Source organism: Janthinobacterium sp. TND4EL3 (assembly GCF_900156175.1).
Lineage (GTDB): Bacteria > Pseudomonadota > Gammaproteobacteria > Burkholderiales > Burkholderiaceae_D > Janthinobacterium.
Window position 1 is genome coordinate 1 of the sequence record NZ_FTMV01000026.1, and the last position, 13,968, is coordinate 13,968.

The following is a 13,968-nucleotide window of genomic DNA, read 5'->3' on the forward strand; positions in this document are numbered from 1 at the left end:
CCCGTGACGAAATCGAGGGTTTGTCCCGTGCGGTCGCGCGCCACCACGATGCAGACCTGTTCACTGGAAATGCCGCGCTGGCGGGCATGGCCGCCACGGCGGCGTGCCGGACGCGTCAGATGCCTGGATCCCTTTTCCGATTCCAGCACATACAGTTCGTCCGCTTCGGCGATACCGTGCAGGCACAGCGGGCGGTCCGTCCTGGCGAGCGTCAAAAACCGGTGGCGCCAGCGGAAGGTGGTGTTGCGGTGCACGTTCAGTTGCCGCGCTGCCTGGCGCACGGAAACCGATGCCAGCAGGCAATCGGCGTAGGCTAGCCACAAGGTCTTGTGGCGCAGGCGCGCCAGCGGCGTGCCGGTGAGCGCATTGAAGGTGCGCCCGCACGGCACACAGCGGTAGCGCTGCAGTCCGTGCGCATGGCCGTGCCGGTGAGCATGGCTGCTGTTGCAGGCGGGACAGTGTAGCCGCTGCCGGGCCACGCTTTCGACCAGTGCCACGGCGGCGTTCTGCGATCCTGCCCCGCGCAGCAGAGCAGCGCTGGCCAGACGCTGGCGACGGCTCAGTGCGGCGAACTGGGCGATGAAGGTTTTCCATTCGACTGGCTGCATGAAAGGCTCCCGTTTGTCCGATATGTACAGTCAGACAGCCGGGGCTGAGGAAAATTCCTGGCGTTCCCCTACTTAGCGGGGACAGAGCCAAAACAATTGAACAGATGGAAGAAGCATTGTTCAGTGCCTTCAATTCCTGCCATATCGCCGCATTTACATAGTACTTGGCCCCGGATGTGGAGTTCTACCACGACGAAGGTGGCCTCATGCCATCGGCCGCTTCCCAGGCCGAAGGCTTGAAGGTTCGCTGTGCCGAGCAAGCGAAAAACGGCGAGCTGCGGCGAGAACTGCTCAAGGCGAGTCTGGAGGACTATCCGATCAAGAATGACGGTGCAGTGGAAATCGATAGATACGCACATTCGGCACCCAACTGACGATATGTAAAAAAGCTGGCGGGCCAGCCTGCTCGACGATGCCCCCGCTACGGCAGCCGGTGCCGGAACGTCGGTTCGATATGGCGCGCGTGCAGCCAGCGCACGATGTCTTCCAGCGTGGCATCCTGCAGCAGCAAGCCTGACGCGGTGGTAGACGTTACCGACGGCAACGCAGCTGCCACGGGAACGGGCGCAGGCACGGCATCGACCAGCCCCGCATGTCCCTGCAATTTCGCCAGCGCCTGCGCGAACTGGGCTGGATTGATGCTGCGCAAGCTTTCCAGGAAGCCCAGCTGGGCGGCCGGTGGCGGCGGCATGTCCAGGCCCGGCTCGTCGACGAAGGCGGCACCCATGCTGGGGTGGATGAAGGCGGCCCACTTGCCCGATGGCTGCAGACATGGCGGCAGCGCCGCCTGTTCCACGTAGTCTGGCGGCGCGACGGCGAGGATGTCGGTCGAGGCGGGCAAGAAGGTCGAGCGCAGCAGCTGCGCGAACTGGCGCGCCTGGGCGACCGGCACGGGCGTGGCCAGCGACAGCCACAGCTGGAACGCCGTGCCCGAGATGCTGACGGCGGGCGCCGGCAAGTCCAGCTCATGCTGCACGGCATTGGCGATCGTGCACAGCGCGCTCCAGTGCGCCTCGCCGCCGCCCTTGCCGCCAAATTCCAGCACCAGCGCACGCGCCTGGCCGCGTTCGCTCACAAGCTGCGCTGCCACCGTCTGCTCGCCCGCCAAATGGCGCGCCAGCACGGCCGGCGTCAACGGCTGGACGCCGCCCTGTGCATCGACGTAGTGCTGCTGTTCCTCGAACAGATACAGGCGGGTGAGTTCGGAAATCAGTTTATGCATGGGCGGCCTCGTAATAACGTTGAGCAACACTTGTCAACGTGACCCGATTATAGCCTCCCCGCCCCTTGGCGCGCTCGTCCTCCCGGCGCCAAACACGAGCCCGCTGGCCACGGCGAACAGGCAGGCGGCCACGCCGCCGTACAGCATCACGGCGCCAAAGCCTTGTGCCAGCGCAAGCTTGACGACACCAGCCGACGCGTTCGGCCGATGGCTGCGCGTGTGGTCAGCCGCGCCTGCGGCTTGACAGCACCAGCAGCAAGGCCAGCGCCAGCATGACGGCCGCGCTGCCCAGGGCCACGTTGACGCGGTGCGCCAGCAGCGGCACGCCCGCCAGCCGGCCGGCGCCAACAGCCGAGATCGCCACCAGCGTCGCCAGCCCCAGCGAACTGCCCAGCTGGTGCGCCACGTTGACGATGCCAGATGCCGCGCCCGCATCCCGCGCCGGCACGCCGGCCACGCCAGCCGCCGTCAATGGACTGAGCGCCATGCCCTGCCCCGCGCCGATCAGCACCATCGGCAGGGCCACGCCCAGCCAGTAGGCCGTGTCCGCGCCGACACGGCTCAGCCATGCCATGCCCAGCAGGGTCAAGCCCAGGCCCATGGCCAGCAGGCGCGCATTGCCGAAGCGCCGCGTCAAGCGCGGCACGCACAGGGCCACGGCAAAGTTGACCAAGGTCATGGGCAGGAAGGCCAGGCCCGTCAACGATGGCGGATAGCCGAGCACCACTTGCAAAAATTGCGTGGTGAAAAAGAAAAAGCCGACCATGGCGCCCAGGAACAGCACCCTGGCCCCGTACGCGGCATTGCGTTGCCTATCGGCAAACAGGCGCAGCGGCAAGATCGGTTGCGCGGCGCGCTGTTCGATGGCAATGAAAGCGGCCAGCAGCAACATGCCTGCCGCCAAGGCGCCTTGCGTCAGGAAGTCGCCCCAGCTGGCGCCGGCCGAGCGTATCAAGCCATACACGAGGGCCGACATGCCGATGGTGGAGCTGGCGGCGCCGGCCACGTCGAACGAGCCCCGGCTGCGGTCACTTTCCGCGATGTAACGGCGCGCGGCCACCAGCATGGCCGCGCCGATGGGCAGGTTGAGGAAGAAACCGACTCTCCACGACAGCCATTCGGCTAGCGCGCCGCCCAGCACCAGGCCCACGCTGGCGGCGATGCCGGCCACGGCGCTGTATAGGGCGATGGCCCGCGTGCGCTCGCGCCCTTCGGCGAACGTGGTTTGCAGCAAGGCCAAGGTCGACGGCGCCAGGATGGCCGCGCCCACGCCCTGGATGGCGCGCGCGGCGATCAGCATGGCGGGCGAGCGCGCCAGGCCGATGGCCAGCGACGCGACGGTAAACAGCAGCAGGCCCGCCTGCAGCATCCTGCGCCGGCCGACAATATCGCTGGCGCGCGCGGCCAGCAGCAGCAAGCCGCCAAACGTCAAGGTGTAGGCGCTTTGCACCCAGGCCAGGCCCGTGTCCGTAAAGCCCAGTTCCTGATGGATTTTCGGCAAGCCCGTCAGCACGATGGACGTGTCGAGCACGATCATCACATAGCTGACGAGAATGATGGCGAGGATGGCCGCCTTGTGCGGCGGGGACGGCGGGACAGCGCGAGCGGGAAGATTTTTCATGCCGCCACTGTATGCCTTCCCCATTACCATGAATAGATGCTAAAGTCGGCATGAACCTATTAGCAAGACTAATGAATGGCGCAAACCAACTTCAACGACATCCTCGCCTTCGTGGCCGTGGCCCGCGCCGGCAGTTTTACCCGGGCGGCGGCCAGGCTGGGCGTGTCGCAGTCGGCGCTGAGCCAGACCGTGCGCGCGCTGGAAGAACGGCTCGGACTGCGCCTGCTGGTGCGCACCACGCGCAGCGTCTCGCCGACCGAAGCGGGCGAACAGCTGCTGCGCACGGTGGCGCCCCGCTTCGACGAGATCGAGGCGGAACTGGCCCTGCTCAGCGAGCGGCGCGACAAACCGGCCGGCAACATCCGCATCAGCGCGGGCGAGCATGCGGCGCTGACCGTCCTGCAGCCGGCCATCGCCCGTTTGCTGCCCGATTATCCCGACATCCACATCGAAGTCGTCGTCGATAATGGCATGACCGACATCGTTGCCGCCCGCTGCGACGCGGGCGTGCGCCTGGGCGAGCAAGTGGCCAGGGACATGATCGCCATGCCCATCGGCCCGGATTTCCGCATGGCCATCGTTGCCTCGCCCGCGTATTTCAGCCGCCACCCGCCGCCGGCCACGCCGCAGGACTTGATGGCGCACAACTGCATCAACATGCGCCTGCCCACCCTGGGCGGCCTGTATGCCTGGGAATTTGCCAAGGACGGGCAGGAGCTGAAAGTGCGCGTGGAAGGACAGATGATTGTCAACAACATGGCCATGCGGCTGCATTCGGCGCTCGATGGCCTGGGGCTGGCCTGCATGGCGGAAGATGTGGTACAGCCTTACGTCGCCGATGGCCGCCTGGTCCGGGTGCTCGACGACTGGTGCCCCAGCTACGCGGGCTACCAGCTGTACTACCCGAGCCGGCGCCACCCCTCGCCGGCTTTCACCGTGCTGCTCGACGCCTTGCGCTATCGGGGAGTTTGAGGCAGCACAATCATTCACCGGGGGCAACTGTGAATTGAAGGAACGCACATTTACCGTGCGGCGGCGCAGGACTATAGTGGCTGCTTTCCCACCTGTTCAAGGATCGCCATGAAACTCTTCTACTCTCCGGGCGCCTGCTCGCTGGCGCCGCACATCATCCTGCGCGAAACGGGGATGGCCTGCACTCTCGTCAAGGTCGACCTGGGCCAGCACAAGACGCAGGAAGGCGGTAATTACTACGACCTCAACCCGAAAGGCCAGGTCCCGCTGCTGGCGCTCGACGATGGCACGACCGTGAGCGAAGGCCCCGTCATCGCCCAGTACATCGCCGAACGGGCCGGCAGGCAGGATTTATTGCCGCCCGTAGGCAGCCCGGCCCGCTACCAGGTGCTGGAATGGCAGAACTACATCACGTCCGAACTGCACAAATCATTCAGCCCCCTGTTCGATCCCCGCTTTGACGCGGCCACCAAGACCTTGTTCGTCGAGCAACTAGGCAAGAAGTACAAATATATTGACAGCCGCCTGGAAGGCCGGGCCTATCTGACGGGCAACACCTTCACCGTGGCCGACGCCTATCTCTTCGTCGTCACCGGCTGGGCGCCGAACGTGGGCGTGGATTTGTCGCAGCTGGCGAACGTGCAGGCCTTCCTGGGCAGAATGGCCCAGCGCGACAGCGTCAAGGCGGCTTGGGCAGCGGAAGGCCTGGCGAAGGCCGCCTGAATCCCGCGCATGGCGCCCGGCTCAAGGCTTTTCGGATTTGCCGTGCATTACCATGATAGTTTGCTGCATCAGCGCGCACAGGGTTTCCTTGCCATCGCGCACGGCGAATACTTCGGCCTGCGTGACGATCAGGGTGCGTCCCGGACGCACCACCTTGCCGCGCGCGATCAGTTTTTCGCCATCGGCGGGCGCCAGCAGGTTCATCTTGTATTCCACCGTCAGCACGGACGCGCCGTCCGGCACCATCGTCATGGCCGCATAGCCTGCGGCCGAGTCCGCGATCATGCCCACCACGCCGCCATGCACGAAACCATGCTGCTGCTCGATGCCGCTCCAGTGCGGCACGTGGATTTCCGTGCTGCCGTGCGCCACCACGGGCAGGCTGGCCTGAATCAGGGTCATGGCGTTCTGCAAGTCAAAACTGGCGCGCACGCGGTCGGCGAAGTGCAGATCGGGAAGACGGGATGTGCTCATGGGCTGTACGCTTTCAGGGAGGGAACGCCGTACTGTACCCGCTTATGCCTGTCCGCGCTATTTTGCGGCGCTTGCCAGCTTGCCTGGCAAATGCGGTAGTATCGCATGCCAACGCCATTTCCCTCCCCGCCCCCGCGAAAGATCCGCCATGGAAGAAGAATACGACGTCCCCAGCCCCCATGAACATGCCGTGGAAGAGGCGACGGAGAAGGAACGCGACGGGCTGACGCAAAAAATCGCCCTGATGACGGCCATCCTCGCCACCATCGGCGCCCTGATCAGCTACCAGAGCGGCAATGCGCAGAACGAAGCCATGTTCCTGAAGAACGAAAGCATCCTCAAGCAGGCGCAGGCGAGCGACCAGTGGGCCTTGTACCAGGCGAAATCGACCAAGGGCCATATCGCCGAGGCGACGGCCGCGCTGGCCACGGTGCCCGAGGTGCGCACCCGCTACCTGGCGGAGCAGGCCAGGCAGGAAAAGGAAAAGGTGGCCGTGCAAGCCTTGGCGCGCCAGCTGGAAGAGCAATCGAAGAAACTGGGCGAGGCGTCGGAAGCCAAGCTGCGCCCGCACGAACGCCTGGCCATGGCCCTGACCTTCATCCAGATCGCCGTGGCGCTGGCCGCCATCACGGTGCTGACGCGGCGCCGCTGGCTGCTGTGGGGTTCCGTCGGCGCAGCGGCGGCCGGCATCCTCGCCGCCGGCAGCGCCTTCCTGCTGTAGACGCCGTCAGGCGGGCGGCAGCACGCCGCTCCAGCCGGGCAGATAGCGGGCCTGCTGGCTGCGCGCCAGCTTCAGCGCTTGCGCCAGTGCCTTGGGGAAATTCTTTTGCAGGCTGGCCGGTGCAATGCGGCTGCGCAGGAAATCGGCCCATAGAAACTCGCTGAACGGCGTCACATCCTTGGCATAGCCGCCCGCGCTGCGCAATTCGCCGGCCAGGCTGCGGTAGGGATCGTCGTGCAAGCCGCTCAGGTGGCGGGGGATGGCGGAAAAATCGCGGCGCAAGCCTTCGCTGTCGTAGGGATGCACCCACTGGTGGTGGTCCATCACATGCCAGAAGTGCAAGGGCTCCAGCCAGGACAGATCCTTGAGTATCATCAGGCTGACGGTTTTCACGCCCTCCTGGTGCAGCGCCAGGCCGAAATGATGGTGGTCGACGATGTAGTGGCGTCCTTCCGGGCCGATGATGCCGGGAAACCAGTGATCGGCCAGCGCCGCCGCCCGCGCCTTCCTGCCCAGGCTGGCCCAGTGCGCGCGCTTGAGCGCCACCTCGGCCATGCCGACCGTGATCTGCGTGGGCAGCAGCTTGTTCAGCCTTGCCTTGACCAGTTGCGGTTTCGCCCTTGTCATGCCGTCTCCCGATATGCATCGCCTGGCCGCCAGCGTAGCATAGTCGCTGCTACTTTTCAGGCGCGACAGCGTCCAGCAGGCGCACGGCCTCGGCCACGCTGAGTTCGCTGAGCAGCAGCGCCGGCCCGCCCTGGACGGCCAGCATGTCGCCCAGCGCCAGCTGCAGCACGGTGTACGCCGGCTCCTTCAGCCGCGCCAGGGCCAGGGACAGCCCCTGCTGGCGCACGAACGCGGCGAAGTCGCGCAAGGCTTCGACGCTGCTGCCGTCGAGGTCGGGCGACTCTTCCAGGCTGAGGATCACCTTGCGCAGCGGACCGGCCCGCTCCTCCAGCATGGCGCGCGCCAGGTGCAGGCTGCGCTCGGCATTGACAAAGAACAAGGGTTCGTCGAGGCGCAATATCAGCAGCTCCGGCTGCGCCCGCGCATTGCGGTGCAGCGCCAGCTTGACGTAGTCGTGGCTCTCGCCCAGCCGTCCCAGCACGGACATGCCGGGCCGCGACAGGCGGCGCAGCATCAGCAGCAGGCTGATGGCGATGGCCACCAGCAAGCCGTCGAGCACGCCGAACAGCAGCACGCCGGCAATCGCCGCCAGCACCAGCAGGCGGTCGCGGCGCCAGGCAAAGTAGGGCTGCAGGGAAGCGGGGTTCAGGGTATGGCTGACGGCATGGATGACCACGGCGGCCAGCACGGGCAAGGGCGTGAGCGCCACCAGCGGCAGCAGGGTCAGCACGATGACGCCCACCACGGCGGCGGCCACCAGGCCCGCCAGGCGCGAGGTGGCGCCGGCCGCCTCGTTGGCCGACGTGGCCGAATAGCCGGCGCCCACGGGCATGGCTTGCAGCAATCCCGCCAGCACATTGGCCATGCCCAGCGCCAGCAAGTCGCGCTCGGGCGCCACGGGGTCGCCATGTTTCAAGGCAAAACTGCGGATGGCGCCATACGATTCGGCATACAGGATCAGCGCCAGCGCAAACGCCAGCTCGGCCAGGCGCGTCCATTCCGCCTGGGTCAGGCGCGGCAGGACGGGCATGGCCAGGCTGACGTCGATGGCGCCCACCAGGGCCACGCCGTGGCCGGGCAGGTCCAGCCAGCGGCCCGCGCCGATGTTCAGCGCGATGACGATCAGGCCGGCCGGCCAGCGCTGCGCGCGCCGCAGCAGGAACAGCAACAGCAGCGCCGCCGCGCACAGGGCCGCGCCGCGCCCGTTCCACTGTCCCGCCTGCGCCAGCAAGCCGGGCACGATATGCAGCACGTCGCCCTGCGGCGGCTGCACGCCCAGCACGCCGGGCAGCTGCTTGACGATGATGACGATGGCCAGGCCGAAGGAAAAACCGCGCAACACGGGCTTGGCGATGAATTGCGTGACGCTGCCCAGCCTGGCTACCCAGGCCAGCAGGAAAAATCCGCCCGTCAGCATCACCAGTCCCGCCATCAGCATGAGCCGGTGCCCCGCCGTGCCGCCCGGCATGGACGCCATGGCCGCGGCCAGCACGGCGGCCGACGACGACGTGGCCGAAACGATGGCAAAGCGGCTCGTGCCCAGCACGCCATAGCACAGCAGGCCCGCGAACAGGGCCAGGATGCCCGCCTGGGGCGCCAGGTTGCCGATGCTGGCATACGCCACCGCTTCCGGCAGCAGCAGGCCGGCGATCGACAGGCCGGCGCTGACATCTTGCCAACGGTTCGTTTGCGGCGCAGCCGATGCGCTCATGGCGAGGCTCCTGGTGGCTGGCACGGGTCCGCGCCATGGTGCGGCAAAACGGCGGCATGCGGGCTCATGGTGCCGAGGAGCTGCCCGCTTGCGTCACTTGTCTGCCAGCGCGAAAGATCGAATAGATCACCGCGCCGATGCGTTCATAGGGCACGTCCGGCTCCGTCCGCAGGGCAACGCTGGCAATGTTCTGCTCGGCCAGGACGGCCAGCATCTCTTGCACCGTGTGGACGCGCCGGCCCGCCACGATGAGGTCTTCCTTGCCCACCATGACGACCGGCGGGGGTGGCGGCACGCTGGCGCAAGCCACCAGGCACAGCAGCAATGCCGCCGCGTTCCCCGCATGGACGATTTTGCACATGTTTCCCCCTTTCCTGCAGCTTACAGGCGCCGGACTGGCGCCGCAACAGGCGCAGACTATCCCCGGCCCGCCGCGCCGTGCGAAAATGCCCGCCTTCGCCATTGCCGGACTTTCCTCATGCCGCACGCTGCCCTCGCTACCCTTGCCACCCTTTCCGGGCGCGACGCCCGCCGCATCGCGCGCCACGCCCAGGCGGCCGATACCGCCCGCTTCCTGCATCCGGCCCAGCAGGCGCTGCTGCACCGGCGCGGCTGGCTGACGATGCTGGCGCCGCGCAGCGCTGGCGGCGCGGAACTGCCCTTGCCGCATGTGGTGCGCCTGGAAGAAGCCGTGGCCGCCGCCGACGGCAGCATGGGCTGGGTGCTGACCCTGTGCGCGGGCGCGGGCTGGTTCGCGGGCTTTCTGGCGCCGGAACTGGCGCGCGCCATCATCGGCACGCCGCGCGTCTGCCTGGGCGGCAGCGGCGCGGCCACCGGCTACGCGGAGGAAGAAGGCGACGGCTACCGCATCACGGGCAGCTGGGACTACGCCAGCGGCGCGCCGATAGCCACCCACTTCACCCTGAACGCCCGGCTGCAGCGCGCTGGCCAGCCCCTGCCCGATGCGGACGGCAAGCCGCGCATCCGCGCCTTCCTCGTGCCCGCCGCGCTGGTGCAGCTGGTGCCCTCGTGGAACAGCCTCGGCATGCGCGCCAGCGCCTCGCACAGTTACCGCATCGATGGCCAGTGGCTGGCCAAGGAACACGGTTTCACCATCGATGCGTCCGCCGCGACGGCCGCCGGCCCCCTGTACCGCTATCCCTTCTATTCACTGGCGTATGTCACCCTGGCCGCCAACGTGGCCGGCATGGCCGGGCATTTCATGGAACTGGCCGAGGAATGCATGCGCCACCGCCGCCATGCGCGTGCCGGCCTGCCGCTGCTGGAGGTGCCGGAAGTAATATCCATGCTGCAAAGCAAGAAAGACACGTACTCTGCCGCCCGCGCCCGCTTCTACGCCGTGCTGGACGACAGCTGGACAACGGTGGCCGGCGGCGCGGCGCTCGACGAGCCCGCCATGCAGGCCGTGCAGACCAGTTCGCTGGATTTGGTCGCCGCCTGCCGCGCGGCCGTCGACGGCCTGTATCCATATTGCGGCCTGTACGCGGCCCGCGAAGACAGCGCCATCAACCGCGTCTGGCGCGATTTCCATACGGCCAGCCAGCACTCCTTGCTGCTGCCATGAGGCGCTGGAACGCAACACCCCCATGCAGGGCATGGCCGCTTCCGCATGCGAACGCCATGCAAGCGGCAATTGCCTGATAATATCGGACATCGCGACTTCCCTGCCCCCATCCATGCACGTCAACACGCTCAGCAGCCTGGCGCAACTCCTGGCCAGCGCCGAAACGGAAACCCTGGCCTTTCCCACCAGCATCAATACGGCCCTGCTTTTGCAAAAGGAACTGGCGAATCCGGATTGCCACTCGGCCGACATCAGCCGTCTGCTGCTGTGCGAACCGACCTTGTCGGCGCGCGCCGTGGCGCTGGCCAATTCGGCCCTGTTCGCCCCCGGCCAGGCGCCCGCCATCACCAGCGTGCGCGCCGCCGTCGAGCGTCTCGGCCACCGCAACCTGTATGCGCTGGCGACGGCGGCCGTCATCCGCCAGCTGAACGCGGGCATCCGCGACGACGCCTTGCGCGCCCATGCCACCCAGCTGTGGGCGCACACCGTGCACGTGGCGGCGCTGGCGCATGAAATCGCCGGCGCCGTCACGCACGCGGATGCCGATACGGCGCTGTTTGCCGGCATCGTGCATGAAGTGGCCGGCTTTTATTTGCTGGCGCAGGCCGACAAGACCCCGGGCCTGTACGCCCAGCTGGAAACGCAGATGGCGTCCGCGCTGGAAGTGATCGGCCGGGGACTGATGCGCCAGCTGGGCGTGCCGCAGCAGGTGGCCGACGCCGTCAATGCCTTGCCCGGCTCGACCATCATGCTGCCGCCCGAAGGCTTGCGCGACACGCTGCTGCTGGCCAAGGCGCTGGCGCCGGTTCCTTCGCCGCTGCCGCAGGCCGGCATCACCGTCAGCGCGCCGCTGCAAGCCTACCTGGAGCACGATCCCGTGCTGCAGGCGCTGCGCACGCAGCCGTCGGCCGAAGCGAAGGGCCTGATCGAGGTGCTCCTCAGCTGATGGCCGATCTGCTATGATGGCGCAGGCCGGGATGGACCCGGCGCGCTTTCATTGATGTGCACTGGAAAACTGCCTTGACTATCTCCTTACGCATGCTCGGCCTGGCCGCAGCACTGACCGTGGCGTGCAACGCCAACGCCGACAGCTTCGTTTCCTCGGCCTCCAGCGCCGGCTCCCAGTCGAGCGGCAGCATTTCCGATTCGCTCAACGGTTCGAGCAACAGTTCCTCGCGCGACAACAAGGTGGCCAATGGCCCCTACCGCATCATCGACGTGGCCGCCTTGCCGGGCCGCGACGGCATGACGCGCTTGACCATGCAGGCCGACACCACGGCCACGCCGCTGGTGCTGGACTTGCCGCAAGCGGCGCTCGACAAGCAGCAGCTGGCGCAGGGCGACATGGTGCATGCGCAAAACCGCGCCTACGGCATCGAATTCTCGCGCAATGACACGCGCGCCGCCTTCTTCCTCGTGCTGGCCGACGACTGGTACGGCGAACTGGCCACGCGTCCCGTCAGCCTTTGATCCGTTTTCTCCTGCACCGCCCGGCACTGCTGCTGGGCGTTTGCGCCATCTTCAGCGCTGCCACCGCCCAGGCAGGCACGTCGCTCGCCTCGTCGCGCTTTTGCGACCGCGCGCAGGAACTCACGGCCACGGAACAGGACCGGCTGCTGCGCTTTGCCGCCGTCGTGCGCGAGGAACTGGCCGCCAGCGAAGGCAGCGTGGCCCTGATCAGCCGCTCCGGCCTGGACCTGGCCCGCTTCGGCATCCGCTATTCGCATGCGGCACTGGCCTGGCGCCACGACAACGACAGCGGCTGGTCCGCGCGCCAGCTGTACTACGCCTGCGACGAAGGCCGTCCGCGCATCTTCGACCAGGGCACGGCCGGTTTCGCCATGGGCACGGCCAATCCTGCGCTCGGCTACATCTCGCTCGTGAAACTGCCGGCCGAAACCGTGCCGCCCCTGCGCCGCGCCCTGCTCGACCCCGTGCGCGTGCAAGAGCTGCTGGCGGGCCGCTACAGCGCCAACGCGTACGCGTTCAATTTGACATACCAGAACTGCAATCAGTGGGTGGTGGAAATGCTGGCCGCCGCCTGGGGCGAACTGTCCGCAGGCAGCGACTTGCGCGCACGCGCCCAGGATTGGCTGCGCGCGGCGCCCTACAACCCCGCCCCCGTCGACGTGGGCGCCCGCTGGCTGATGCTCGGTTCCCTCTTTGTGCCCCTCGTGCACATGGACGACCATCCGCCCGAAGCCATCGGCACGATGCAGCTGGCAGTCAGCCTGCCGGCCAGCCTGGAAGCGTTTGCGCGCCAGCGCCTGCCCGCCAGCGAGCGCGTGGAAATCTGCCACGACGGCAAACAGGTGGTGGTGCACCGGGGCTGGGAACCGGTCGCCGACGGCTGCGTGCCCGGCCCGGACGACCGGGTCATCGCCCTCGACGATACGCCGCACAACGCGCCCTAAGCAGTCCAGACGGCCAGCGCCGCTTCGACCTGATCGAGCAAGTGCGCCGGCTGCGGCCCCTGCCCCATCCGGCGGGCCACCTCGCCGCACGCCAATTGAACCTCGGGCGCGGCCAGCAAACGCGCCAGCTGGCGCCGCATGCGCCCGGCCGACAGACGCCTGGCCAGCAGGACATCCCCCACGCCGAGCCGCTTGATCCTCCAGCCATTGTCGAACTGGTCGTAGGCGAACGGCACGATCAGTTGCGGGATGCCCGCGCGGAAGGCGTCCGCGCTGGTGCCGATGCCGCCATGGTGCACCACGGCCGCCACGCGCGGCAGCAGCGCCGCGAACGGCGCGTACGCCTGCCACATGACACTGGGGGGCAAGTGCTGCGGCACCTGCGCCGCATGGGACGTGAGGAACAGGCCGCGCCTTCCCAACCGCCGCAACACGTCCAGGGCGATGCTGAAATAGCGCTGCGCGTGCTGGTGCCCGGTCCCGGGCGTAAAGACGATGGGCGGCTCGCCCTCGCCCAGAAAGCGTTCCAGCTCCGGCGGCAGCGCCGCGGCGCCATGCGGGGCGGCGCCGGAGAAACCGGCTTGCACGAAATGCGGCGGCCAGTCCGCCTGCGGGACGGCGAACCAGGCGGGAAACAGCCCCAGCGAGGCATCGGGCGCGGCCAGCATGTGCGCGAAAAAATGCGCTTCCGGCGGCAGGCCGTACTGCGCGCGCGCGCCATTCAGCCCGGGCAGCAGCGCCGGGTCGACCATGCTGCGGTGGATCAGCCGCCACAGGGCCTGGCGCCAGGCCAGCGGCACCCAGGCGGGAATACGCAGCGAGCCGGCCGCCAGGAAATCATGGCTGCTGCACAGGTTCGATGGCGCCAGATAGGCCGCGACGATGCGCAGGTCCGGGCGTGCCGAGCGTGCCAGGGCGGCCATCGGCACGAGAAAGGGATGGCACAGCACCACGCACTCTTCACCGTCCGGCAAGCCTTGCACGATGTCGCACACGGCGCCCAGGTAAGGCACGAGGCCGCGCCACACGACGCCCCAGCCCTTGCGCTCATCCCACAGGTCCGGGTCGCCCAGCATGGCCTGACCCTCTGCCGCAGTGCCGAAGGTGCGATACGGCAGCCTTGACGCCTGCGCGGCCGCTTCCTGCCAGGCCGGCACCAGCAGCAGCACGCGCCGCCCCCGTTGCCGCAAGCCCTGCGCCAGCGCAATAAATGGTTGCATGTCGCCGCCGGTGCCGCTGCTGGCGACGATAACGAGCGGCGCCGGCGGGTGGCTGTCATCCGCCATGCCG

Annotated in this window: 16 protein-coding genes; 8 read left to right on the forward strand and 8 right to left on the reverse strand. The window is 67.7% G+C overall.

What is annotated here, in order from left to right; all coding sequences use genetic code 11:
* Positions 1-608, reverse strand: a 608-nt coding sequence (locus tag BXA07_RS29860; RefSeq protein WP_139335788.1) for an IS1595 family transposase, incomplete at its 3' end; no start/stop codon positions are given.
* A 206-nt stretch (positions 609-814) separates the two neighbouring features.
* Here BXA07_RS29860 and BXA07_RS30960 point away from each other — a divergent pair.
* The gene (locus BXA07_RS30960) at positions 815-982 is read left to right on the forward strand and encodes a hypothetical protein (protein ID WP_170909749.1); all 168 of its coding nucleotides are present in this window, start codon (positions 815-817) and stop codon (positions 980-982) included.
* Between the two features lie 47 nt (positions 983-1,029).
* Here BXA07_RS30960 and BXA07_RS26710 read toward each other — a convergent pair whose 3' ends face one another.
* Together BXA07_RS26710 and BXA07_RS26715 are read right to left on the reverse strand one after the other, a co-directional pair.
* Positions 1,030-1,830, reverse strand: a complete 801-nt coding sequence (locus BXA07_RS26710; protein ID WP_076572581.1) for a TOTE conflict system archaeo-eukaryotic primase domain-containing protein — start codon at positions 1,828-1,830, stop codon at positions 1,030-1,032.
* A 223-nt stretch (positions 1,831-2,053) separates the two neighbouring features.
* Complete coding sequence (locus BXA07_RS26715) at positions 2,054-3,451, reverse strand: MFS transporter (RefSeq protein WP_076572584.1); 1,398 nt, start codon at positions 3,449-3,451, stop codon at positions 2,054-2,056.
* A 75-nt stretch (positions 3,452-3,526) separates the two neighbouring features.
* On the opposite strand from BXA07_RS26715, the gene BXA07_RS26720 reads away from it, so the two are divergent.
* Positions 3,527-4,423, forward strand: a complete 897-nt coding sequence (locus BXA07_RS26720; protein WP_076572587.1) for a LysR family transcriptional regulator — start codon at positions 3,527-3,529, stop codon at positions 4,421-4,423.
* Between the two features lie 108 nt (positions 4,424-4,531).
* Complete coding sequence (gene gstA / locus BXA07_RS26725; RefSeq protein WP_076572589.1) at positions 4,532-5,146, forward strand: glutathione transferase GstA; 615 nt, start codon at positions 4,532-4,534, stop codon at positions 5,144-5,146.
* Between the two features lie 21 nt (positions 5,147-5,167).
* Here gstA and BXA07_RS26730 read toward each other — a convergent pair whose 3' ends face one another.
* Positions 5,168-5,620, reverse strand: a complete 453-nt coding sequence (locus BXA07_RS26730) for a PaaI family thioesterase (RefSeq protein ID WP_076572592.1) — start codon at positions 5,618-5,620, stop codon at positions 5,168-5,170.
* Positions 5,621-5,768: 148 nt separating this feature from the next.
* Here BXA07_RS26730 and BXA07_RS26735 point away from each other — a divergent pair, with 148 nt between their 5' ends.
* Positions 5,769-6,341 (forward strand): DUF4337 domain-containing protein, encoded by a 573-nt coding sequence (locus BXA07_RS26735; protein WP_076572594.1) that lies wholly within the window; start codon positions 5,769-5,771, stop codon positions 6,339-6,341.
* Positions 6,342-6,347: 6 nt separating this feature from the next.
* On the opposite strand, the gene BXA07_RS26740 is transcribed toward BXA07_RS26735, so the two are convergent.
* The 3 genes from BXA07_RS26740 to BXA07_RS26750 form a co-directional block, all read right to left on the reverse strand.
* Positions 6,348-6,968 (reverse strand): ParB-like protein, encoded by a 621-nt coding sequence (locus BXA07_RS26740; RefSeq protein WP_076572596.1) that lies wholly within the window; start codon positions 6,966-6,968, stop codon positions 6,348-6,350.
* 49 nt (positions 6,969-7,017) lie between these two features.
* A complete protein-coding gene (locus BXA07_RS26745; RefSeq protein WP_076572598.1) occupies positions 7,018-8,679 on the reverse strand; it encodes a SulP family inorganic anion transporter in 1,662 nt (553 codons plus the stop codon).
* Positions 8,680-8,743: 64 nt separating this feature from the next.
* Positions 8,744-9,040 (reverse strand): hypothetical protein, encoded by a 297-nt coding sequence (locus tag BXA07_RS26750; RefSeq protein WP_076572600.1) that lies wholly within the window; start codon positions 9,038-9,040, stop codon positions 8,744-8,746.
* A 117-nt stretch (positions 9,041-9,157) separates the two neighbouring features.
* Between BXA07_RS26750 and BXA07_RS26755 the strand changes: the two genes are divergently transcribed.
* The 4 genes from BXA07_RS26755 (at position 9,158) to BXA07_RS26770 (ending at position 12,678) form a co-directional block, all read left to right on the forward strand.
* On the forward strand, positions 9,158-10,264 hold the full coding sequence (locus tag BXA07_RS26755; protein WP_076572602.1) for an acyl-CoA dehydrogenase family protein: 1,107 nt from the start codon (positions 9,158-9,160) through the stop codon (positions 10,262-10,264).
* A 31-nt stretch (positions 10,265-10,295) separates the two neighbouring features.
* Positions 10,296-11,210: an HDOD domain-containing protein gene (locus BXA07_RS26760; protein WP_244556414.1), complete on the forward strand. Its 915-nt coding sequence runs from the start codon at positions 10,296-10,298 to the stop codon at positions 11,208-11,210.
* 92 nt (positions 11,211-11,302) lie between these two features.
* On the forward strand, positions 11,303-11,734 hold the full coding sequence (locus BXA07_RS26765; protein WP_076572604.1) for a hypothetical protein: 432 nt from the start codon (positions 11,303-11,305) through the stop codon (positions 11,732-11,734).
* A gap of 26 nt (positions 11,735-11,760) precedes the next feature.
* Complete coding sequence (locus tag BXA07_RS26770; protein ID WP_244556415.1) at positions 11,761-12,678, forward strand: DUF2145 domain-containing protein; 918 nt, start codon at positions 11,761-11,763, stop codon at positions 12,676-12,678.
* Here the strand turns inward: BXA07_RS26770 and BXA07_RS26775 are convergent.
* Positions 12,675-13,964, reverse strand: a complete 1,290-nt coding sequence (locus BXA07_RS26775; protein ID WP_076572606.1) for a glycosyltransferase — start codon at positions 13,962-13,964, stop codon at positions 12,675-12,677. The two genes, BXA07_RS26770 and BXA07_RS26775, sit on opposite strands and share 4 nt — an antisense overlap.
* Between the last annotated feature and the right edge of the window lie 4 nt (positions 13,965-13,968).